The organism is Microbacterium sp. bgisy203, assembly GCF_057706945.1.
In genome coordinates this window covers 313,505-333,329 of sequence record NZ_JBYIPF010000001.1, presented here as the reverse complement: position 1 = coordinate 333,329, position 19,825 = coordinate 313,505, and the positions used below count along the sequence as shown (strand labels likewise).

The window sequence follows — 19,825 nt, the reverse complement described above, 5'->3', positions numbered from 1 at the left end:
GCACCTCTCGCTTGCCGGGGGTCGGCGTCGCGCCTTACTGGGTTGCCCAGGTCATCCAGACGACGGGCTCGCCGCCGATATCGGTGGGCCCGGCGCCCACCGCGTAGGTGGCAGTGGTCGGGCCGTCGCCGCCGAGCCACCAGACGTAGGCGCCGTACGCGTCGGACTGCGCGTATCCCGCGGCGTCGAGGGTCTCGCGGATCGAGGCCATCGCCGCGTCGGTGTCGCCGGTGTAGATCGCGCCCTTACGCACGGCGCCGCCGATGTCGTCGGCGACGTAGCAGGCCGGCTCGACGGATGTCGGACCCGCCTCGGGCAGGGAGAAGTCGGCGACGTCGGCCGGTGTCGGGTCGGCGTACCCGTTCTGGTCCATGAACGACAGCATCGCGTCGGTGCAGCCGGAGTCGGCGGCGGCGTCGCCATCCTCTCCGGTGGGCGTCGACTCGGTCGCGGGAGCGGCGGGCGTCTCGCTCGGCGACGCATCGACGGGCGCGGACGTTCCGTCGCACGCGCTCAGGCTCAGCGTCGCCGCGACGACGACGGCGGCGATGGCGAGAGAACGGGCGACGGTCACCCGTTCAGTGTGGTCGAGCCGCGTGCGGGGGCGCAAGGCGTCCGCCGCATGCCGGTACCGGCAGGGGCATGGATGCCGACGCGCCCGGACCGGGCCGGTTTGGCGACCTCTGACGGGTGGGCTAAGCTTGACCCTCGGTACGACTTCGGTCTGACCCCCTTGGGGTATGGTGTAATTGGCAACACGGCTGATTCTGGTTCAGTTGTTCTTGGTTCGAGTCCAGGTACCCCAGCGAGATGAAACCCCCGCCTGAGCGGGGGTTTTCTCGTTCCCGGAAGCGCTCAGAGCACGCTGTCGTCGAGGTCGACCAGCAGCCGCGAGCGCGCCGCGACGACATCGAACAGCGGAGCGATCTTCGGCACCTCGTAGGCGAAGAAGTAGGAGCACGCCGCGCGTTTGCCCTCGGCGAAGGCATCCTCTCGGCCGTCCAGGGTCGTGATGAGGTCGAGCCACAGCCAGGCGACGACGAGGTGCCCCATCGCCTCGAGGTAAGCCGCGGAGTCGGCGAGCCTCGCCTCCGGGTCGTCGACCGCGAGCACCTCCGCCGTCACGACCTCGGCGCGCGCGACGAGCTCCTCGAGCCGCGCCGCGTCGGCGGCATGCTCGCGCGCGGCGCGGGAGAGGGTGGCCCGGATCGCGGACGTGATCGCCCCGGAGGCCCGCCCCGCCGCCCTGCGCGACCTTGCGGCCCAGCAGGTCGCGGGCCTGGATGCCGAACGTGCCCTCGTGGATGGGGTTCAGCCGGTTGTCGCGGTAGAACTGCTCGACGGGGAACTCCCTGGTGTATCCGTAGCCGCCGTGCACCTGGATCGCGAGGTCGTTGGCGACGAGGCACCACTGCGAGGGCCAGCTCTTGATGATCGGGGTGAGGGCGTCGAGCAGCAGCGCCGCGGCGGCGCGCTCCTCCGACGTTTCGGCGGTCAGCTCGTCATCGAGCAGGCGCGCTCCGTACATCACCAGGGCGACCGCACCTTCGGCGTACGCCTTCGACGCGAGCAGCATGCGCCGCACGTCGGCATGGCGGATGAGCGGCACCATCGCGCTCGCGGGGTCCTGGCCGGCCAGCCGACCCTGCGTGCGTTCGCGAGCGTACGCGACCGCGTGCAGGTGGCTCGTCATCCCGAGAGCGGCCGCACCCGCGCCGACGCCGACGCGCGCCTCGTTCATCATGTGGAACATGTAGGCGAGCCCCTTGCCCTCCTCGCCGATCAGGTAACCGACGGCGCCCGGCGCGCCGCCGGGACGGTGGACGTCGCCGCCGAACTGCAGCACCGTGTTGACGGTGCCGCGGTAGCCCATCTTGTGGTTGACGCCCACAAGCTCGATGGCGTTCCGCTCGGACGGGTCGCCGCCGGCATCCAGCAGATACTTCGGCACGACGTACAGCGAAAGTCCGCGCACCCCGCGGGGGCCGCCGTCGTAGCGGGCGAGGACGAGCGAAACGATGTTCTCGGCCATGTCGTGCTCGCCGCCCGAGATCCACATCTTCGTGCCGAAGACGCGGTGGGTGCCGTCGCCCTGGGGCACGGCGCGTGTCGTCACGTCGCCGAGCGACGAGCCGACATCCGGCTCCGACAGACACATGACGCCGAAGAAACGTCCCTCGGCGAGCGCCGGGACATACCGGTCGACGAGTTCCGGCGACGCGTGCGCCACGAGCAGGTTCGCCGCGCCGACCGTCAGCAGCGGGTAGGCGGCCGTTGCGGTGTTGGCCGCCTGGAACCACATCTGGCAGGCGCGCTCGACCGTCTTCGGCAGCTGCAGCCCGCCGACGCGCTCGTCGAGCGCCGCGCCGATGAGACCCGCGTCCGCGTACGCGTCCAGCGCGCGCTTGACCTCGGGGATGATCGTCACCCGCTCGCCGTCGAACGTCGGCTCGTTGCGGTCGCTGAGCGCGTTGTGCGGCGCGAACTCGCGCTCCGCGAGCTGCTCCGACACCGTGAGGAACTCGTCGAAGGTCTCCCGCGAGTGCTCGGCGAAGCGCGGACGGGACGTCAACGACGTGACATCGAGCCAGTCGAACAGGAGGAAGTCGAGGTCATCGCGGGAGAGGATGGTGCCCACTGCCTCATGGTGTCAGGCATCCCCTCCGCGCCGCGCGGCTCGTGCAGGCGCGTCTTCGGGCGTGTCTTCTGGTAGACGTGGAGGATGCCGAATGCCGCCGCACCGCCGCGTCGCGCCGTGGTGGTCGGCGCGGTGGCCGCAGCGCTGTTCACCGTGATCCTCGTCGCGGTCGTGACCGACTGGACGCCGCTGCGCTCGGTCGACCTCACGGTGTCGGTCTGGGGTGCCGAGCGGGGCCTCGCGTACCCGTGGTGGACGCCGCTGTGGGTGACGATCTCGCTCGTCCTCGGACCGGGAGCCTTCCGCATCGTGGCGCTGGGCGTGCTGCTGTGGGCGACGATTTCCTGGGCGGTGAGGTCCCGGGCGCGGCGCACCGCGACGCTCGCCCCCTCCCGGCCATCCGCCGACCTCGTCGTCGCCGCGGCAGCTGTCCTCGTCGGCGGGCTCGTGCCCGTCGCCGTCAAGGCCATCGTCGATCGGCCCCGCCCTACCGGGGCTCTCGTCGATGCGCTGCAGTCGTCGTTCCCGTCGTCGCACGCGTTCGCCGTCACGGCGGCCGCAGGCTTCGCGATCGCCCTCGCCGCCGCCGGGTCGGAGCGCGTGCGAGGGGTCGTCGCCGTCGTGGCCGTCGCCGCGGTCGTCCTCGTCTGCACGGCGCGTGTCGCGCTCGCGGTGCACTATCTGAGCGACGTCGCCGCCGGCGCGAGTCTCGGCGTCGTGTGGGTGACGGTCGTATGGAGCCTCTGGCGCCGGGTCAGCGCTTCTTCCGACGCGCCGGCGTGATGACGGTGAGGGCGCGGGGGAGGACCTTCGCGCTCAGATGATCGATCTCCTCGCCGAGCTCTCCGTCGCGCGCGATCCGGTACGGCCCGTCGGGCAGTTCCATCTCGTACTCGGCATCCGAGAACTGCTGGTAGCGCTTGTTGCGGGCGACGCGTCCCGTGAACATGTCGAGGATCACCCGGGCGCGGGACGCCAACCGAGTCACGCCCAGTACGCGGAGGTCGAGACGGCTGTCGTCGAGGGTCGCGCGGTGCACCGGCGCGAAGCCGCGCGGCTCGTAGCGCCCGTTGCCGATGAACATGAGGCTGAAGCGCGCGTCGACCGGCTGACCGTCGAGGTCCTTGACGCGCACGTGCACGGCCTTCGCCCGGCCGAGGGTCTTCATGGCGGCGTAGACGGCGGCGAGCGGCTTGCCGATGCGGTGCTCGTACTTCTCGCGGATCGCGACGAAGTCGGTATATGCCCCGACGGACGCCGTATTGACGAAGATCTTGCCGTTGACCTCGCCGAGGTCGACCTTGGCGACCGTTCCCGCGTGGATCGCCTCGATGGCCGTCTTGAGCGGGTACATCCCGAGGTCCTTCGCGAAGTGGTTGAAGGTTCCCGCGGGGAAGACCGCGAGCGGGATGCCTTGGCTCATCGCGGCCGACGCGGCGCGCTGCACCGTGCCGTCGCCGCCCGCGACGGCGAGCACGTCGCAGGTCGTCGCCGCCTCGTCGATCGTCTCGCCGTAGTCGCGGCCCGAGCCTTCGCCGCCGAGTTCGACGATGCGCATCTTCGGGAACGCCTTGCGGACCTCGGGAAGGATCTTCCCCGCCCGGCCGGAGCCGGACTGCGGGTTGATGACGAGCGTGATGCCCTCGCCGTCGGCGGTGGGCTTTCCGGCGCGGACGGTGAGGTCGTCGAGGGTGGCGTCGACGTGCTCGACGGGGACGACCTTCGTCGTGAGCCACGCGATGGTCTCGCCGAGCGCGAAGCCCGCGAGGACGTCGGAGGGATAGTGCGCTCCCGTGGCGACGCGGGAGAAGCCGACGAGACTCGCGAGCACCCGCAGCGGCACCGACAGCACCGGCCACTCCGCCGACGCGCCCGCCGCGAACGCCATCGCGCTCGCGGAGTGACCGCTCGGGAACGAGGTGGACGTCGGGATGCGGTGCGCGAGTCGCTGGACCGGGACCTGCGTGATCGGTGGCCGGGGGCGACGGTGGATGCGCTTGGAGACCTGGTTCGCGACGAGGCTCGTGATCGCGATCGAGATGAGCCCGCGGACGGCGCCGCGCTGCGCGCGTGGACGACCGGTGAGGGCGAGGATGCCGGCGATCACGATCCACAGCTTCGACTTGTCCGCCGCACGCGTCAGCACCGGCATCGTCGCGTCGAGGAGGGGGCTCTTCGTGTTCGCCACGGCATCGTAGATCGCCGTGTCGAGGGCATTCACCTGGCGCCGAACCCCTCGCCAGCGTCGCGCGTCTTCGGGTGACAGGGTGGAGACGGAGCGTTTCGCCGATGCGCGGGCCATGTGCTCCGTTCTATCCGCGTGCGGCGGTACCGGGCAAGCGCGCCGCACCGTTACGCCATCGCGTCGCCGATGTAGCTGTACTTGAGGAAGACCTCGGAATCCCAGCCCGCTTCGCGGAGCACGCCCTGCACGGCCGAGAGCATGTAGCGCGAATCCCAGCCGAGGTAGAGGTACCGACCGGGTGCGATCTCGTCCCAATGACCGTTCCACGCCATCTCCGGGTAGACCGGTCCGCCGCGGCGCGCGCTGAAGTCGACGACGGCCTGACGGGATGCCTCCGATTCCGCCCACAGCCGCTGGAAGATGCGGTGGAAGAGGTACCGGATGTCCTTCACCTCCCAGTGCTCGCCGCGGAACTCGACGTAGTCGAACTCGCGCTCCCAGCCGCGCGGCCACCCGCGGCGCACGCGCGCGTCGAGGATCGGGGTGAGGTTGTCGTCGTCGATGCTGACGACCGCCGGCCGCGGCCAGACCGACAGGAACAAGGTCGTGAGCTCGGCGGTGCGCGCGGCGATCGCGGCGGTGCTCCACCGGTCGGCATCCGCGATCTCCCGCGTCATCGCGAGCGGGCTCTGCGCGTACGCGGCCCGCTTGGCGGGATACGACGCCTCGAACACGCGGTCGGCGGTGGGCTCGTCGAGCAGCGTGAGGTTGCCGAGGGTCGCTGCGAGGGCGCGGAAGCTGTTCTGCTCATCGTCGGAGAGGTCGGCCCAGCGTTCGCCGCCGCCGGGCGACCAGTCGTCCGAGGGCGCGAGGGGAACGACGTGCTCGACGACGAGATCGGCACCGGTCGGTGCGTCGGGTGCGACGTCCGCCAGGCGTCCGAGCACGTACGCCGTGTGGGGGAGTGCTCCGTACTTGAGCCCCACGCGCGTGCGCTCATCCGACGGGGTGATGCGGGCGATCGCGCGCACGAGGTCGTCGCGGCCTCCATCGGCCGCGCGGCACAGGCGCGCCACGAGGCGCTCGGTCGACAGCCCCAGCACCGTCCGGCGCAGCAGCAGCGACTGCAGGTGGTCGAGCGAGGTCAGCAGTTCGGCGCGGTCGAGGACGCCGTGCCGCTGGTCGCGGTACAGGCGCATGACGAGGGGGTACATTCCGCGGCCGAAAGTGCCGAGCTGGGCGAAGGCGCGGGCGATGCCGGCATCCTCCACCGTCGTCGGGTCTAGGAGCGCCCCGTAGATCTCGGCGTACTCGCGCCACTGCGCCGCCTGCGTCTGCAGCGTGTCGAAGCCGAGGCGCGGGAACTGCTCGCGGAACGCGTCGTACACGCCGCGGGCACCGGGGATCGTGACTTCGCGACCGGTCAGCATCACGAGGTAGTGCCGCCAGAACGAGCCGATCTGCTCGCCCGTCGCGCGCTCGATCGGCATCCAGTAGTCGTGTTCGATCGCCGTCTGCTGCGCGTGCGTGAGGCCCATCAGCACGTAGTTGTGGATGAGTTCATGATCTCGCAGCGGCGCCCCGGTGGAGTTCAGGCTCTCGAAGGTCTGCTGGGCGTTCGCGCCGCGCCCGAGAGTGATGGAGACGTGCTCGAGGCGTTGGAGGCCCTGCCAGATGAGTGCGGCCTCGTCGGGGCGGATCTGACTGCGGAAAAACGCGTAGTTGTCGTCGAAGCGCGACTCGCGAGGACCCCCGTCGGCCGGGCGCCGGTCGAGGACGACGTCCTCGAAGACCTCCGCCCACGCCTCGTGCGGGCGCAGCTTCGTGCGCGTCGGGTCGTCGGCGCGCACCAGCACGCGCTGGAGCTCTCTCGCGAGCGCCGGATCGTCGATGCGGAGCGTGTGGTGGAGGGCGGCGACGAGCAGCATCAGAGTCGTGATGCGCTGCTGGCCGTCGATGAGGACGAGCTGCGCGTCGTCGCTGTCGTCGGCGGATGCCGTGGACAGGATCGAGCCGAGGAAGTGCGTGTCGCCGGGCTCGGCCGACGAGACCGCGCGCACGTCCTTGAGAAGCTGTTCGCAGGCCCCGATGTCCCATCGGTACTGGCGCTGGTAGACGGGGACGACGATCGTCGTGTCGGATGCCGAGAGCCACCCGATCGTGCCCACTGCGGTCGCGTCGACGTTCGTGGCGTTGCTCATACTCGTTGGAATCACTCCTCGAAAACCCCGCACGAGTCTATCGGCGCCACGAGAACGCCTAGGTAGGCTGGCCTAAGTCGGGCCTGTAAAAACTTCGCTCGCCCGACGGAAAGGTCAACCCCCATGGGCTACATCAAGAGCGCCGCTCTGGAGGAGACGGGTTACGTCGTCCTCGACATGTACAACAAGCCGATCGATCCGAAGGAGTGGCTCGACGTCGAGTACGTCGACTGGAAGTCCTCCGGCGACACGCGTTTCGCTCCGCTCGCGTCCGCCAAGGGCGAGATCGAGTGCAACGGCTTCTGGAACCACAAACCGCCGCGCACCGACAAGGACGGCGTCTGGATCGACTCGCAGACCGCCATCGCCCCGACCCTCACCGAGCGCGCGCTCGAGCCGGGTGCGAACGTCGGCCGCTGCCGCATCATCGAGCTGCAGCCGAACACGTACGCCGACTGCCTCTACAACCTGCACCAGGACGACAACAACCGTCTGAACCCCGACGGCACCGGCTGGGTCGTGCGCGGCTTCTTCAACCTCACCGACGACAAGACGAGCTACTTCGTGCTGCGCGAGAACCGCACCGACCCGAGCGAGGAGACGCGCATCGCGCTGCCGGCCGGCGCCCAGCTGATCGTCGACACGCAGCGTCTGTGGCACGCCGCCACCCATCCGGGCGACGAGCCCCGCTACTGCCTGATCACCTCGTGGGAGTCGGGCCCGGAGCTGGATGCCTACATCGAGAAGTACCACGGTGTGAACCGTGTCGAGTCGTTCCCCGTCGACCAGGAGGTCCTCGACGCCGGCCAGGTCGAGCAGGAGCGTCGCATCGCCGCCCGCGCCGCCGCTCTCGCGGCGCGCGGTCAGCGCGAGGTCAACGTCATGAGCGAGGCCTGACGCCTCACCGTCGCGACGAAAGCACGACGAGGAAGAGGGTCCCGGCCGATCGGCGGGGACCCTCTTCTTCTTTTCTCTTGTGCGAGGCGCCTCGCTTACGCGGTCGCGTACGCGCGGTTGCGGCTCGACACGCGGTGCGCGGCCCAGGCGGCCCCGGCGATCAGCGCGACGATGAGCGTCCCGAAGATCCAGGGAAGGACCATCGGCGTGAGGCCGGACGTGCCCGACTTCAGCTCGGTCGTACCCGCGGCGATCTCGGAGTTGCCCGACGACAGGGTCTGGGCGCCCGCGAAGAGCTTGTCCGAACCGTCGGCCAGGAGCGTCGCGCCGTCGGAGAGGTCGGTCGACCCGGTCGACAGGTCGGTGAGACCCGTCTTCAGGGAGCCGGCGCCCTCGGCGAGCTTCTGCGTGCCCTCGGCGAGCGAGGTCGCGCCGGCCGAGAGGTTGCCCGCGCCGGTGGCGAGGTTCTGCGTCCCCGAGCTGAGCGACAGCGCGCCGGTCGAGAGGGTCTGCGTGCCCGTCGCGAGGCTGCCCGCACCTGCGGCGAGCTCGCTCGTGCCGCCCGCGAGCTTGGATGCTCCGGCGCTAAGGGTGTTCAGGCCCTGCGAGAGCTCCGAAGCCTTCGCGGCGAGATAAGGCGCACCCTTCTCCTTGTCGGCGAGAGCCACGGTCCCCGGCCACCCGAAGGCGGCGTCACCGTTGATGATGTTCGACACTCCGCCGGTCACCAGCGCCGCGCCGTCCGCGAGCTGCTCGGAACCGCCGATGGCCTGCTGGAGGCCCGCTGCGAGACCCGGAGCGGCCTTCGCATGACTCGACATGGCGTTCACCTGAGCCTGCAGGACAGTTGCCTGCCGCTGAAGGGTTGCCCAGTCGACCGTCGTGCTGGTCGACGCCGCGGTGAGGTCTGCCAGGAGGGTTGCGGCACCGGCCGTGGCCGCATTCGCATTCGCTGTCACTGCGGATGCCCCCGCCTCGGTCGCGAGCGGTGCGGCTTCGGCGGGGAACTTGCTCCTCAACAGCGCCTCGGCACCCTCGGCCTTCGCTTGGAAGCCCTTGACCTTCTCGAGTACGCCACGCGTGTACGTGTCGGCACCCACCACACCGGCGGCGAGGTTGCCCGCGCCGGTCGACAGCTGGCTGCCGCCCTCGGCCGCCTTGCTCGCGCCCGTGGCGAGGTCGCTCGCACCCGTCGCGGCGCTCTGCGCGCCTGCCGAGAGCTTTGAGGCGCCGGCGGCAGCGGATGCTGCGCCGTCGCGCACCTTGGCGGCGCCGGTGGCGGCCGTCTCGGCTCCGGTCGCGAGTGTGCCCGCGCCCGTCGCGAGGGTCTGCGCACCCGTCGCGGCGCTGTCGGCGCCGGTCGACAGGGTCGTCGCACCCGTCGACGCTGCGGCCGCGCCGGCTTCGAGTTTGTCGGCCCCGGCCGCGAGGTCGTCGGTGCCTCCGGCGAGGGTCTCGGCCCCGACGGCGAGCGACTTCGACCCGTCGGCGGCCTTGGCGGCGCCGTCGTTGAGACGCGTCGCGCCGTCGTCGAGCTTCGCCGCGGTGATCAGGAACAGTGCGGTCATCGCGGCCAGCAGCAGGCTGAGCACGATCACCGCGACGCGCATACCCACGCCGTGGGTGTGTGTGCCGGTACTCGTCATTGAGAACTCCGTTGTCTCGCGCCTGCGACAGTGCAGGCGTGCTGTGTGTGTTCCGGCGGGCGCCGGGCGACGGCGGACCTGGTGAAGTCCTCTCTGGCGCCGCGGTCGGATGGTCCGCGTCCCAGATGCGTCGGGAGAGCGTCATGACGGTAACAGCACCGCGCGTGATCCTCCGGGAACGCGTCAGGATCTTCCGGCTGACACCAAGTGTCATCCGCGATGAGTCTGGGTGTCTTGTAGGCATCCCACAACACAGTCGCTCAGGGTCTGGACACAGAGGCTACTGCCGGCCATCTGCGAATGCTTGTGCAGATGTTGAACTGTGTTGTAATGTGTGGATGTCTGAAGGAGGGCGTCATGTACGCGACGGAGCGACAGCAACTCATCGAGAGCCTCATCGCGGCCGAGGGTCGCGTGGTGGTCGTCGACCTGGCGCGCCGCTTCGGAGTGACCACCGAGACGGTCCGGCGCGACCTCGACCAGCTCGAGCAGACCGGAGCGATCCGCCGCGTGCACGGAGGTGCCGTCGCCCGCACCCGCACGAGCACCGCCGAGACTTCCCTCGCTGAGCGCGGCACTCGGCGGAGCGAAGCGAAGCTCGCCATCGCCTCCCGCGCACTCGACGCCCTGCCGGCGGGATTCGAGGGCTCGGTGTACCTCGACGCCGGTACGACGACCGCCGCCCTCGCGACGCTCCTCGGTCGCAGGTCGCAGGGCGCGGGCGTGCTCGAGGTCGTCACGCACTCCATGACCGTCGCGCACCTTCTCGCCGGCGCTCCCGGCCTGTCCCTGACCGCGATCGGCGGGCGTGTGCGCGGACTCACCGCCGCGGCGGTCGGCGCGCAGACCGTCGATGCGATCTCTCGCCTGCGCCCCGACATCGCCTTCATCGGCACGAACGGCCTGTCGGCATCCTTCGGGCTCAGCACCCCCGACCCCGACGAGGCAGCGGTCAAGAGGGCGATCATCGCGGCATCCCGCCGCACGATCGTGCTCGCCGACGCCGAGAAGCTCGATGCGGAACTGCTCGTCTCGTTCGGCGCCGTCGACGAGATCGACGTGCTCGTCTCCGACGCCGCGCCCGGCAGCGACCTCGACGACGCGCTCCGCCTCGCCGATGCGGAGGTGTGGCTCGCATGATCGTCACGCTCACCGCCAACCCCTCGCTCGATCGCACCGTGACCCTCGAGGCGTCGCTCCGGGCGGGAGAGGTGCAGCCCGCGGCGTCCGCACGCGAGGATGCCGGTGGCAAGGGCATCAACGTGACCCGCGTGATCCGCGCCGCTGGCGAGGAGAGCCTCGCCGTCCTGCCCCTCGCCGAGGACGACCCCTTCGCCCTCGTGCTGCGCGCGAGCGCGATCCCGTTCGCACCGGTGCCTCTGCGCGGCGCGGCCCGCGCGAACCTCACGATCGCCGACCCGGCTGGGGTCACCACGAAGATCAATCTCCCCGGCGTCCCTCGCGACGCATCCGACGGCGCCGCGCTCATCGACGCGGTCGTCGCCGCGGCGGCAGGGGCGCGGTGGCTCGTCCTCGCCGGGTCCCTCCCGCCCGGGCTGCCCGACGGCTTCTATGTCGACGTCATCTCGGCGGTCCGCGCCGCGAGCGCGCGAGCGGGTGAGGTCGCACCGCGGATCGCCGTGGACACGTCGGGTGCCGCGCTCGACGCCGTCGTCGCGCAGGGTACCCCCGACCTCATCAAGCCCAACGACGACGAACTGGCCGAGCTCAGCGGACGACGCCTCGATCCCGCCGTGCCGCTCGCAGGCGCCGTCGCGTCGATCGCGGCGGATCTCGTCCCGAGCCGGGTCGGCGCGGCCTTCGTGACGCTCGGTGGGGCCGGTGCCGTGCTCGTCACCGCCGCCGGGGCCTGGTTCGGCGAAGCCCCGCCCACCCGCGTCCGCAGCACCGTCGGCGCGGGCGACAGCGCCCTCGCCGGGTTCCTGCTCGCCGAGAGTCGCGGCGCAGGCCCCGAGGAATGCCTGCGCTCCGGCATCCGCTACGGCTCCGCCGCCGCGGCACTCCCGGGGACGCAGGCTCCCACTCGCGCCCAACTTCCCACCGGCGAGGTGCCCGTGCGCTCCCTTCTCCCGCAGTAGCGAGAACCACCGAGAACGACCACTGGAGGTCACCGTGTCCGACATCATCACGCCGGAGCTCGTCCGTCTCGACGAGCCGCTCGGCACCGACAAGAGAGCGGTCATCGACGCCCTCGCAGCCCGCGTGGCCGCGACCGGACGCGCGACCGACGCCGTCGCCCTCGCCGCCGATGCGTGGAAGCGCGAGGAGACCGACGAGACGGGACTGCCCGGCGGCATCGCGATCCCGCACGCCAAGAGCCCGGCGGTCCGCGAGGCGACCCTCGCCTTCGCGCGCCTGAAGCCGGGCGTCGACTTCGGCGCCCCCGACGGCCCCGCTGACCTCGTGTTCCTGATCGCGGCGCCCGACACCGCCGCGGAGGAGCACCTGGCCGTCCTCTCCCGCCTCGCCCGCGCCTTCATGCGTGACGACTTCACCGCGGGCCTTCGGGCCGCAGCGACGCCGGAGGAGGTCGTGGCCCTCGTGCAGGCCGCCGTCACCGACGCTCCCGCACCGTCGGCCGCACCGGCCGCGGCCGCTGCAGCCGCGGCATCCGCCGACGCCGGCCTCTCCGTCCACGGGCGCCCCGCCCGCATCGTCGCGGTCACCGCGTGTGCGACGGGCATCGCGCACACCTTCATGGCCGCCGACGCGCTGACGGCAGCCGGCCAGAAGGCGGGTGTCGATCTCGTCGTCGAGCCGCAGGGCTCGTCGGGGTACAAGGCACTCCCGCAGGCGGTCATCGACGACGCGGATGCCGTGATCTTCGCGGTCGACGTCGACGTGCGCGACCAGCAGCGGTTCGCGGGGAAGCCCGTGGTGTGCGTGCCGGTCAAGAAGGGTATCGAGGAGCCGCTGCGGCTCATCGAAGAGGCGGTCGCCGCGGTCGACGATCCGCTGGCCGCCCACGTCAGCGGCAACGCCGACACCGCCGCTGCCGCACGCTCCGAGGGTGGTTCGTCGTCGGTCGGAGGCGCGATCAAGCGGTCGCTCCTGACCGGCGTGAGCTACATGATCCCGTTCGTCGCGGGTGGCGGTCTGCTGATCGCCCTCGGGTTCCTGCTCGCCGGCTACGGCATCGCGCTCAGCAACGCCGACGGAGTCTCCAACGCGGTCGCCACCCTGCAGAACTACACGCTGTGGAACCTGCCGCCCGAGGGCCTCGGCTACTACCTCGGCGCCGCCGCGTTCCAGATCGGTGGACTGTCGTTCGGCTTCCTCGTCCCCGCCCTCGCCGGATACATCGCGTACGGTCTCGCCGATCGCCCCGGCATCGCACCGGGCTTCGCGGCGGGTGCGGTGGCCGCGTTCATGGGTGCGGGCTTCCTCGGCGGCATCGTCGGCGGTCTGCTCGCGGGTCTTGCCGCATGGTGGCTCAACAGCCTCGACGTGCCGCGCTGGCTGCGCGGCCTCATGCCGGTCGTGATCATCCCGCTCCTCGCCTCGATCTTCGCCGCGGGACTCATGCTGCTCGTCCTCGGCGGACCGATCGCGTGGCTCATGGGCGTCCTCAACGATTGGCTCTCGAGCCTCACCGGCGTCGGCGTCGTCATCCTCGGCATCGTCCTCGGCCTCATGATGTGCTTCGACCTCGGCGGGCCGGTCAACAAGGTGGCGTACGGCTTCGCGACCGCCAACCTCGCCGCCGGCATCGCGGGCGACGAGCGCTATCTGCAGATCATGGCCGCGGTCATGGCGGCCGGCATGGTCCCGCCGCTCGCTATGGCGCTCGCCTCGACGGTCATCGACCGGAAGATCTTCACCGAGCCCGAGCGGGAGAACGGCAAGGCGGCGTGGCTGCTGGGCGCCGCGTTCATCTCCGAGGGCGCGATCCCGTTCGCCGCCGCCGACGTCTTCCGCGTCATCCCCGCGATGATGGTCGGGGGAGCGGTGACCGGTGCGCTGTCGATGGCCTTCGCCGTGACGAGCAAGGCGCCGCACGGAGGCGTGTTCGTCTTCTTCGCGATCGACAATTTCTGGCTCTGGCTCGTCGCGATCGCCGCCGGCACCGTGGTCTCGGCCTTCACCGTCGTCGCCCTCAAGCGGTTCGCGCGGCGCCGCACGCCGGATGCCGTTACCTCCGGCGCCGAATCGCTATCGCCTGCGGTCGCGACGGCATAGTCTCGAACCGACGACCCTCGTCCCACGAAACACTCGTCTCTCATCAATGGAGGATGATCCCATGGCAGAACGCCAGGCCACCGTCGCCAGCAGCTCCGGACTGCACGCCCGCCCTGCGAAGCTCTTCGTCCAGGCGGTCCAGCAGACCGGCGTGCCGGTCACCATCGCCGTCGAGGGCGGCCCCGACCTCAACGCGGGCAGCATCCTCACGCTCATGGGTCTCGGCGCCACGCAGGGCACTGTCGTGACCCTCAAGGCCGAGGGCGACGGTGCCGACGAGGCCCTCGACACGCTCGTGCAGTTCCTCGAGACGGATCACGACGCCGAGGCCTGAGTCCTCTCGCGACACACGGATGCCGCGGCCGCCCGACACCGGGCGCCGCGGCATCCGTTGTTCCGGCCCGGGAACGGGCGCGGGGCTCAGACCTCGACCGACTGGCCCGGTTCGAGCACGACGAACTCGCCGCCGTGCTGCTCGGTCGCCCACTTCAGCCGCGCGCGGTGCATGTCGAGGCCGATGCGCGAGAGGGTCATGTCGTGCGTCCCGAACGCGCGGTGGGGCTTCGCAGCGAGGACGAAGTCCATCGCCTCGCCGATCTTCAGCCACGGCGCGCCGATCGGCGCGGCCAGCATGCGGATGTCGGCGTCCTTCGGCACGGCGTACGAATCGCCCGGGTAGTAGAAGTCGTCGTTGACGAGCACGCCCACGTTCGCGATCGTCGGGATCGACTCGTGGATGACGTTGTGCGTGCCGCCGTGGAAGGTCATCGTGAAAGGCCCGGCGGTCACCGTGTCTCCAGGGGCGACGGTGATGATGTCGTCGCCCGCCGCTGCCGTCCCCGCGGTGCCGTAGACGGGCACCTCGGGGTAGCGCTTGCGGATGCGCGCGAGGTGTTCGGGCGTCCAGTGGTCGGGATGCTCGTGGGTGATGACCACCGCGACGAGGCCGTGGATGTCTTCGAGGGGGAGGGTGAACGAGCCCGGATCGATCACGACGACGCGGTCCTCGAGCTCCAGTCGCAGGCAGGCGTGCTCGTGCTTCGTGATGCGCATGGCGACAGTCAACGCGCGGGGGGCCGCCCTCGCAAGCCCCGCGCGGTGCGCCGCCGCCTCGATTTGGCGCGGGCATGCACGCCATGGCATAATCGAACGGTTGCTTACGCAGCGAAAAAGTACGGCCCCATCGTATAGCGGCCTAGTACGCCGCCCTCTCACGGCGGTAACGCGGGTTCGAATCCCGCTGGGGTCACCACGGAAGAAGCCCGGTCCACTCGGACCGGGCTTCTTCGTTCGTCAGGCCTCTTCGGAGACCTCGACGCTCCGCGCGCGGCGGCGCCGCAGGGCGCGGCGGATGCCCCACACCACAGCGCCCAGCACGGCGATCACCGCGAGCCAGGGGAGCAGGAAGCCGAGCGCGATCACGAGGCCGTTGAGCGTCGCGACGAGACCGTGCCACCCGGCGGCGACCCCGTCGCCGAACCCGGCCGGATCGGCGGTGGCGGCAGGCTGTGGCTCGGTGAGCGAGACCGTGAGCGTCGACATGGCCACCTGGTCGTCGAGCAGGGTGAGCTGCTGACGCAGAGAGTCGAGCTCGGCCTGCCGCTCCGACAGCGCCGACTCCGCCGCGATCACATCGGAGGTCGACGACGCCTGCGCGACGAGCTCGGTGAGACGGGTGACGGATGCCTGGAGCGCATCGACCCGCGCACGCAGATCGACGGCCTCGGTCGTGACGTCCCGCCGGTCGACCTGCGAGGCGGTCACCTCGCCGAGCTTCGACAGCCCCGACAGGACATCGGTGAGGCGGTCGGCCGGGATCCGGACCGAGATCCAAGCGCCGGTGGGCGCCGGGTAGCTCGACGTGTCGACGAGGGCGCCCTCGGGTGTCACCGCCTGGCCGCCGCCGAGGCTGAGCGCCTCGACGTAGCCGCCCGCGGTCGTCGCCTCATCGGTGATCGCGTCGGCGGCATCCTTCGTGTCGTCCACCGTGAGACTCGCGCTCGCGGTCGCGACGATCTCACGTTTCGCGCCGGCGGCGGTCGCGGCCGCGCCGGTCGCCACGAGCGGCGCGTCCTCGCTCCCCACCTCGGGTACCGAGTACGCGTCGCCGCGCGCGCCGTTGAGGACGAGCGGCTCCGAGGCGGTGCCCACGACGGACCCGCCGCCCAGTTGGGGGGCGATGATCGCCGCGACGGCGACGACGGCCGCCGCAGCGGCGGCGCCCATCCAGATGCGGCCCCGGCGGGCGGCACGCGCCCGCGCCCTCTCGGCATCTGCGACGCGGCGCGCCGCCTCCTGCTCGGCGCGCGCGTCACGGCGCTCGTCGGCGATACGGGCGAACAGCTCCGTCTCGATCTCGTCGAGACGCAGGTCCGTCAGTTCGGGCAGGGTGATGTCGTCGATGTTCATGTCTCCTCCGGTCATGTCGACTCCGGTTCGATGGTGGTGCGCAGACGGGTGCGGATGCGGGACAGACGATTGCGGACGACGGCGTGCGAGACGCCGAGCTCATCGGCGGCAGCCTGGTAGGCATACCCCTCCGCCGCGCACAGGCGGAAGATCTGCTGGTCGAGTGGACTCAGCGTGCCGACCTCGGCGATCACGCGCTCGACGAGAGCGGCGTCGACGACCTGCTTCTCGACGTCGACGGTCGCGGGGATCGTCTCGTCCACCGCGGCCGCCGTGCGGGTGCGGTCGCGGTGCTGCCTGCGGATGCGGTTGGCGCTCTGGAAGCGGCAGATCGTCACGAGCCAGGGGAGGAGCGACTCCCCGGCGAGTTCGAGCCCGGGAAGCTTCCGCCAGGCGGCGAAGAAGGTCTCCTGCAGCACGTCCTCGGCATCCGCCGCCGTTCCCACGAGCGAGTGCGCGAGCCAGTACACGGGGCGCGCGTACGCGCGGTAGAGCGCACGGAACGCGTCGTCGCTGCCGCCGGCTGCGGCGGCGACGAGTTCGGCGTCGCTGGGCGCGGTCGTCTCCGTCATGCTCTCCTCGTCTGTTCCCACCCTGTCAGTGTCCCGCTCCCCGGCATCGTCTCAGGTGCGTGCGGGGCGGGTGCGGGGGAGCGAGGGCCGAGGGCGTGTCGGCGTCCTGTCCGGGGAGTACTCTTGTCGAGCGAGAGGGAGTATCCCGTATCGCGCATCCGTCAGGACGGGCTCCGTCGTCGCAGCCCCGGGTGCGCGCCGCGTCGGCCATCGTCGAGCGGGGGAGAGACTTTCGACCTGACCCGTCCCCTCCGAAAGGCCCGCATGGAGCTCCCTGTCTGGTTCGAAGTCGGATCGCTCATCGTGCTGGTGCTCATCCTCGCCGCCGACCTGCTGCTGATCCTCAAGCGCCCGCACATCCCCTCGACCAAGGAGTCGACCCTCTGGGTCGTGTTCTACGTCGCGTTGGCCCTGATCTTCGCGGGGCTCCTGTGGGTGTTCGCCGGCCACGAATTCGCCGGGCAGTTCATCGCCGGATGGCTCACCGAGTACAGCCTCTCGATCGACAACCTCTTCGTGTTCGTGCTCATCATGAACCAGTTCGCGGTGCCCCGCCGCTACCAGCAGGAAGTCCTGATGGTGGGCATCATCATCGCCCTCGTGCTCCGCGGCATCTTCATCCTCCTGGGTGCCGCGATCATCGAGCAGTTCAGCTGGGTGTTCTACATCTTCGGCGCCTTCCTCATCTGGACCGCGTGGCGTCAGGCGTTCCCCGGAGACGATCACGACGACGAAGTGAAGAAGGAGTCCTTCATCGTCCGGCAGCTGCGCCGCACGATCGACATCAGCGACGGCTACGACGGCTCGAAGATCCGCACCGTCGTGGGCGGCAAGAAGATGTTCACGCCCATGCTCATCGTCTTCGTCGCGATCGGCATGACCGACCTCCTCTTCGCGATCGACTCGATCCCGGCGATCTTCGGCATCACGCAGAACCCCTTCATCGTGTTCACCGCGAACCTGTTCGCGCTCATGGGCCTCCGCCAGCTGTACTTCCTCCTCGGCGACCTGCTCGACCGACTCAAGTACCTGCACTACGGCATCGCGTTCATCCTCGCCTTCATCGGCGTGAAGCTCTTCTTCCACGCGATGCACGTCAACGAGCTCGCGTTCATCAACGGCGGCGAGCACATCGAATGGGCGCCGGAGATCTCGACCTGGATGTCGCTCGGCGTCATCATCCTCTCGATGATCGTCGCGACCGTCGCGAGCCTCATCGCCGCGCGCCGCGAGCGCCGCGCCGCGCCTGCCGGGCAGGTGCCCTCGACTCCCGTCGAGGCCGCCGAAGCCGTCGCCGACGAGAAGGGCACGCCGCCCACCGTCGACGGCCCCTGACGATCCCCTCACACCTCACCTACGCACCGCGAGGGGTCGCGACACGCGGCCGAGCCGAGCGTGCGCGCCGCGTGTCGCGACCCTTCGCGTGATCTCGCGTGTGGGGGAGGGTGCGAGGGCGTGCGGGGGAAGGAGCCCCCCGGGACCGGTGGTAAGGTGACTGCCATGCGGATCGCTCGCCTCCTTCTTAGCGGCCGCGGCGAGATCTCGTTCTGAGCCCTCTCTCGTCGCGGAGTTCGCGCTGGGCTGATCCCCACTCCTGGAGAACGAGACCGACATGACTTCCACTTCTGATCGCCCGCACGAGCTTCCCGATCGCCCGCGCACCCTCGCCGAGAAGGTCTGGGACGACCACCTCGTGGTCAAAGGCGAGAACGGCGAGCCCGACCTCGTCTACATCGACCTGCACCTCGTGCACGAGGTCACGAGCCCGCAGGCGTTCGACGGCCTCCGGGCCGAAGGACGCCCCGTGCGCCGCCTCGACCTCACGATCGCGACCGAGGACCACAACACCCCGACGCTCGACATCGACAAGCCGATCGCCGACCTCACGAGCCGCACGCAGATCGAGACCCTGCGCCGCAACGCCGAGGAGTTCGGCGTGCGCCTGCACTCCCTCGGCGACAAGGAGCAGGGCATCGTCCACGTCGTCGGCCCCCAGCTCGGGCTCACGATGCCCGGCATCACCGTCGTCTGCGGCGACAGTCACACCTCGACCCACGGCGCGTTCGGGGCGATGGCGTTCGGCATCGGCACGAGCGAGGTCGAGCACGTCCTCGCGACGCAGACCCTGCCGCTCAAGCCCTTCAAGACGATGGCGATCACCGTCGAGGGAGAGCTCCGCCCGGGCCTGACGGCGAAGGACATCATCCTCGCGATCATCGCGAAGATCGGCGCCAACGGCGGCCAGGGGTACGTGCTCGAGTTCCGCGGCAGCGCGATCCGCTCCCTTTCCATGGAGGGCCGGATGACGATGTGCAACATGTCGATCGAGGCGGGCGCCCGCGCCGGCATGGTCGCCCCCGACGAGACCACGTTCGCCTACGTGAAGGGTCGCCCGCACGCGCCGACCGGTCAGGACTGGGACGACGCCGTCGCCTACTGGCGCACGCTCCCCTCCGACGAGGGCGCCGTCTACGACGCCGAGGTGTTCCTCGACGCGAACGAGCTCGAACCCTTCGTCACGTGGGGCACGAACCCCGGGCAGGGTGCGTCGCTGAGCGACGTCGTGCCCGACCCGGCATCCTTCGACGACGCGAACGAGCGCGCCGCCGCTGAGCGCGCGCTCGAGTACATGGACCTCGCCCCGGGTACGAAGCTGAAGGACGTGCCGGTGGATGCCGTCTTCATGGGCTCCTGCACCAACAGTCGCATCGAGGACCTCCGCGCGTTCGCGTCGGTGATCGAGGGGCGGACGAAGGCCGATGGTGTTCGCGTCATGGTGGTGCCGGGTTCCGCGCGCGTGCGCCTCGAGGCGGAGGCCGAGGGACTCGACAAGGTCTTCACCGACTTCGGCGCCGAGTGGCGATTCGCCGGGTGCTCGATGTGCCTCGGCATGAACCCCGACCAGCTCGCTCCCGGCGAGCGTTGCGCGTCGACGAGCAACCGGAACTTCGAAGGTCGCCAGGGGAAGGGCGGACGGACGCACCTCGTGTCGCCGCTCGTGGCCGCCGCGACCGCCGTCATGGGCCGGCTCGCGAGCCCCGCCGATCTGCCCGCCCGCGAGACGGTGGAGGCCTGAC

The 19,825-nt window shown here is 70.5% G+C and carries 16 protein-coding genes, 2 tRNA genes and 1 pseudogene; 10 read left to right on the top strand and 9 right to left on the bottom strand.

Translation table 11 applies throughout. The features are described 5' to 3' along the window. Positions 1–34: 34 nt before the first annotated feature. Positions 35–574, bottom strand: a complete 540-nt coding sequence (locus AC3ENQ_RS01610; RefSeq protein WP_431801041.1) for a hypothetical protein — start codon at positions 572–574, stop codon at positions 35–37. Positions 575–734: 160 nt separating this feature from the next. Between AC3ENQ_RS01610 and AC3ENQ_RS01605 the strand changes: the two genes are divergently transcribed. Next, positions 735–806 (top strand) — tRNA-Gln (locus tag AC3ENQ_RS01605). Positions 807–855: 49 nt separating this feature from the next. On the opposite strand, the gene AC3ENQ_RS01600 is transcribed toward AC3ENQ_RS01605, so the two are convergent. Both AC3ENQ_RS01600 and AC3ENQ_RS01595 read right to left on the bottom strand, forming a co-directional pair. After that, the gene (locus tag AC3ENQ_RS01600; RefSeq protein ID WP_431801727.1) at positions 856–1,209 is read right to left on the bottom strand and encodes an acyl-CoA dehydrogenase C-terminal domain-containing protein; all 354 of its coding nucleotides are present in this window, start codon (positions 1,207–1,209) and stop codon (positions 856–858) included. A 118-nt stretch (positions 1,210–1,327) separates the two neighbouring features. Then, positions 1,328–2,512 (bottom strand): annotated as a pseudogene (locus tag AC3ENQ_RS01595) (acyl-CoA dehydrogenase family protein); the annotation flags it as partial. 210 nt (positions 2,513–2,722) lie between these two features. On the opposite strand from AC3ENQ_RS01595, the gene AC3ENQ_RS01590 reads away from it, so the two are divergent. Then, positions 2,723–3,421 (top strand): phosphatase PAP2 family protein, encoded by a 699-nt coding sequence (locus AC3ENQ_RS01590; protein WP_431801039.1) that lies wholly within the window; start codon positions 2,723–2,725, stop codon positions 3,419–3,421. Here the strand turns inward: AC3ENQ_RS01590 and AC3ENQ_RS01585 are convergent. Next, a complete protein-coding gene (locus AC3ENQ_RS01585) occupies positions 3,393–4,940 on the bottom strand; it encodes a bifunctional phosphatase PAP2/diacylglycerol kinase family protein (RefSeq protein ID WP_431801037.1) in 1,548 nt (515 codons plus the stop codon). The genes AC3ENQ_RS01590 and AC3ENQ_RS01585 overlap by 29 nt on opposite strands. Positions 4,941–4,990: 50 nt before the next feature. Beyond that, positions 4,991–7,024 (bottom strand): DUF262 domain-containing protein, encoded by a 2,034-nt coding sequence (locus AC3ENQ_RS01580; RefSeq protein ID WP_431801035.1) that lies wholly within the window; start codon positions 7,022–7,024, stop codon positions 4,991–4,993. Positions 7,025–7,147: 123 nt separating this feature from the next. Between AC3ENQ_RS01580 and AC3ENQ_RS01575 the strand changes: the two genes are divergently transcribed. Then, entirely contained in the window at positions 7,148–7,921 is a 774-nt protein-coding gene (locus tag AC3ENQ_RS01575) for a hypothetical protein (RefSeq protein ID WP_431801033.1), read from the top strand. A 95-nt stretch (positions 7,922–8,016) separates the two neighbouring features. On the opposite strand, the gene AC3ENQ_RS01570 is transcribed toward AC3ENQ_RS01575, so the two are convergent. Continuing rightward, on the bottom strand, positions 8,017–9,567 hold the full coding sequence (locus tag AC3ENQ_RS01570) for a hypothetical protein (RefSeq protein ID WP_431801031.1): 1,551 nt from the start codon (positions 9,565–9,567) through the stop codon (positions 8,017–8,019). Between the two features lie 357 nt (positions 9,568–9,924). On the opposite strand from AC3ENQ_RS01570, the gene AC3ENQ_RS01565 reads away from it, so the two are divergent. From AC3ENQ_RS01565 to AC3ENQ_RS01550, 4 genes are all read left to right on the top strand, one after another. Then, positions 9,925–10,707, top strand: a complete 783-nt coding sequence (locus AC3ENQ_RS01565; RefSeq protein ID WP_431801029.1) for a DeoR/GlpR family DNA-binding transcription regulator — start codon at positions 9,925–9,927, stop codon at positions 10,705–10,707. Then, on the top strand, positions 10,704–11,666 hold the full coding sequence (locus AC3ENQ_RS01560) for a 1-phosphofructokinase family hexose kinase (protein WP_431801725.1): 963 nt from the start codon (positions 10,704–10,706) through the stop codon (positions 11,664–11,666). The genes AC3ENQ_RS01565 and AC3ENQ_RS01560 overlap by 4 nt, the downstream gene beginning before the upstream one ends. A 34-nt stretch (positions 11,667–11,700) precedes the next feature. Then, positions 11,701–13,767 (top strand): PTS fructose transporter subunit IIABC, encoded by a 2,067-nt coding sequence (locus AC3ENQ_RS01555; protein WP_431801027.1) that lies wholly within the window; start codon positions 11,701–11,703, stop codon positions 13,765–13,767. A 61-nt stretch (positions 13,768–13,828) separates the two neighbouring features. After that, positions 13,829–14,101, top strand: a complete 273-nt coding sequence (locus AC3ENQ_RS01550) for an HPr family phosphocarrier protein (RefSeq protein WP_431801025.1) — start codon at positions 13,829–13,831, stop codon at positions 14,099–14,101. An 86-nt stretch (positions 14,102–14,187) separates the two neighbouring features. On the opposite strand, the gene AC3ENQ_RS01545 is transcribed toward AC3ENQ_RS01550, so the two are convergent. Continuing rightward, positions 14,188–14,820 carry an MBL fold metallo-hydrolase gene (locus tag AC3ENQ_RS01545; protein ID WP_431801023.1) on the bottom strand — a complete coding sequence of 211 codons (633 nt, stop codon included), beginning with the start codon at positions 14,818–14,820 and terminating at the stop codon, positions 14,188–14,190. 123 nt (positions 14,821–14,943) lie between these two features. On the opposite strand from AC3ENQ_RS01545, the gene AC3ENQ_RS01540 reads away from it, so the two are divergent. After that, positions 14,944–15,019: transfer RNA gene (locus AC3ENQ_RS01540), tRNA-Glu, on the top strand. Between the two features lie 41 nt (positions 15,020–15,060). On the opposite strand, the gene AC3ENQ_RS01535 is transcribed toward AC3ENQ_RS01540, so the two are convergent. Both AC3ENQ_RS01535 and AC3ENQ_RS01530 read right to left on the bottom strand, forming a co-directional pair. Beyond that, the gene (locus AC3ENQ_RS01535) at positions 15,061–16,191 is read right to left on the bottom strand and encodes a DUF4349 domain-containing protein (RefSeq protein ID WP_431801021.1); all 1,131 of its coding nucleotides are present in this window, start codon (positions 16,189–16,191) and stop codon (positions 15,061–15,063) included. Beyond that, positions 16,188–16,748, bottom strand: coding sequence for an RNA polymerase sigma factor (locus AC3ENQ_RS01530; RefSeq protein WP_431801019.1), 561 nt, complete (start codon positions 16,746–16,748; stop codon positions 16,188–16,190). The genes AC3ENQ_RS01535 and AC3ENQ_RS01530 overlap by 4 nt, the downstream gene beginning before the upstream one ends. Positions 16,749–17,012: 264 nt before the next feature. On the opposite strand from AC3ENQ_RS01530, the gene AC3ENQ_RS01525 reads away from it, so the two are divergent. After that, entirely contained in the window at positions 17,013–18,083 is a 1,071-nt protein-coding gene (locus tag AC3ENQ_RS01525; protein ID WP_431801017.1) for a TerC family protein, read from the top strand. Between the two features lie 277 nt (positions 18,084–18,360). After that, complete coding sequence (gene leuC, locus AC3ENQ_RS01520; RefSeq protein ID WP_431801015.1) at positions 18,361–19,824, top strand: 3-isopropylmalate dehydratase large subunit; 1,464 nt, start codon at positions 18,361–18,363, stop codon at positions 19,822–19,824. Position 19,825: the final 1 nt, after the last annotated feature.

Coding starts and splice junctions, on each gene's coding strand:
- AC3ENQ_RS01590 (WP_431801039.1), top strand. CDS start 2,723: ATGCCGAATGCCGCCGCACCGCCGCGTCGCGCCGTGGTGGTCGGCGCG.
- AC3ENQ_RS01585 (WP_431801037.1), bottom strand. CDS start 4,940: ATGGCCCGCGCATCGGCGAAACGCTCCGTCTCCACCCTGTCACCCGAA.
- AC3ENQ_RS01580 (WP_431801035.1), bottom strand. CDS start 7,024: ATGAGCAACGCCACGAACGTCGACGCGACCGCAGTGGGCACGATCGGG.
- AC3ENQ_RS01575 (WP_431801033.1), top strand. CDS start 7,148: ATGGGCTACATCAAGAGCGCCGCTCTGGAGGAGACGGGTTACGTCGTC.
- AC3ENQ_RS01570 (WP_431801031.1), bottom strand. CDS start 9,567: ATGACGAGTACCGGCACACACACCCACGGCGTGGGTATGCGCGTCGCG.
- AC3ENQ_RS01565 (WP_431801029.1), top strand. CDS start 9,925: ATGTACGCGACGGAGCGACAGCAACTCATCGAGAGCCTCATCGCGGCC.
- AC3ENQ_RS01560 (WP_431801725.1), top strand. CDS start 10,704: ATGATCGTCACGCTCACCGCCAACCCCTCGCTCGATCGCACCGTGACC.
- AC3ENQ_RS01550 (WP_431801025.1), top strand. CDS start 13,829: ATGGCAGAACGCCAGGCCACCGTCGCCAGCAGCTCCGGACTGCACGCC.
- AC3ENQ_RS01545 (WP_431801023.1), bottom strand. CDS start 14,820: ATGCGCATCACGAAGCACGAGCACGCCTGCCTGCGACTGGAGCTCGAG.
- AC3ENQ_RS01535 (WP_431801021.1), bottom strand. CDS start 16,191: ATGACCGGAGGAGACATGAACATCGACGACATCACCCTGCCCGAACTG.
- AC3ENQ_RS01530 (WP_431801019.1), bottom strand. CDS start 16,748: ATGACGGAGACGACCGCGCCCAGCGACGCCGAACTCGTCGCCGCCGCA.
- AC3ENQ_RS01525 (WP_431801017.1), top strand. CDS start 17,013: ATGGAGCTCCCTGTCTGGTTCGAAGTCGGATCGCTCATCGTGCTGGTG.
- leuC (WP_431801015.1), top strand. CDS start 18,361: ATGACTTCCACTTCTGATCGCCCGCACGAGCTTCCCGATCGCCCGCGC.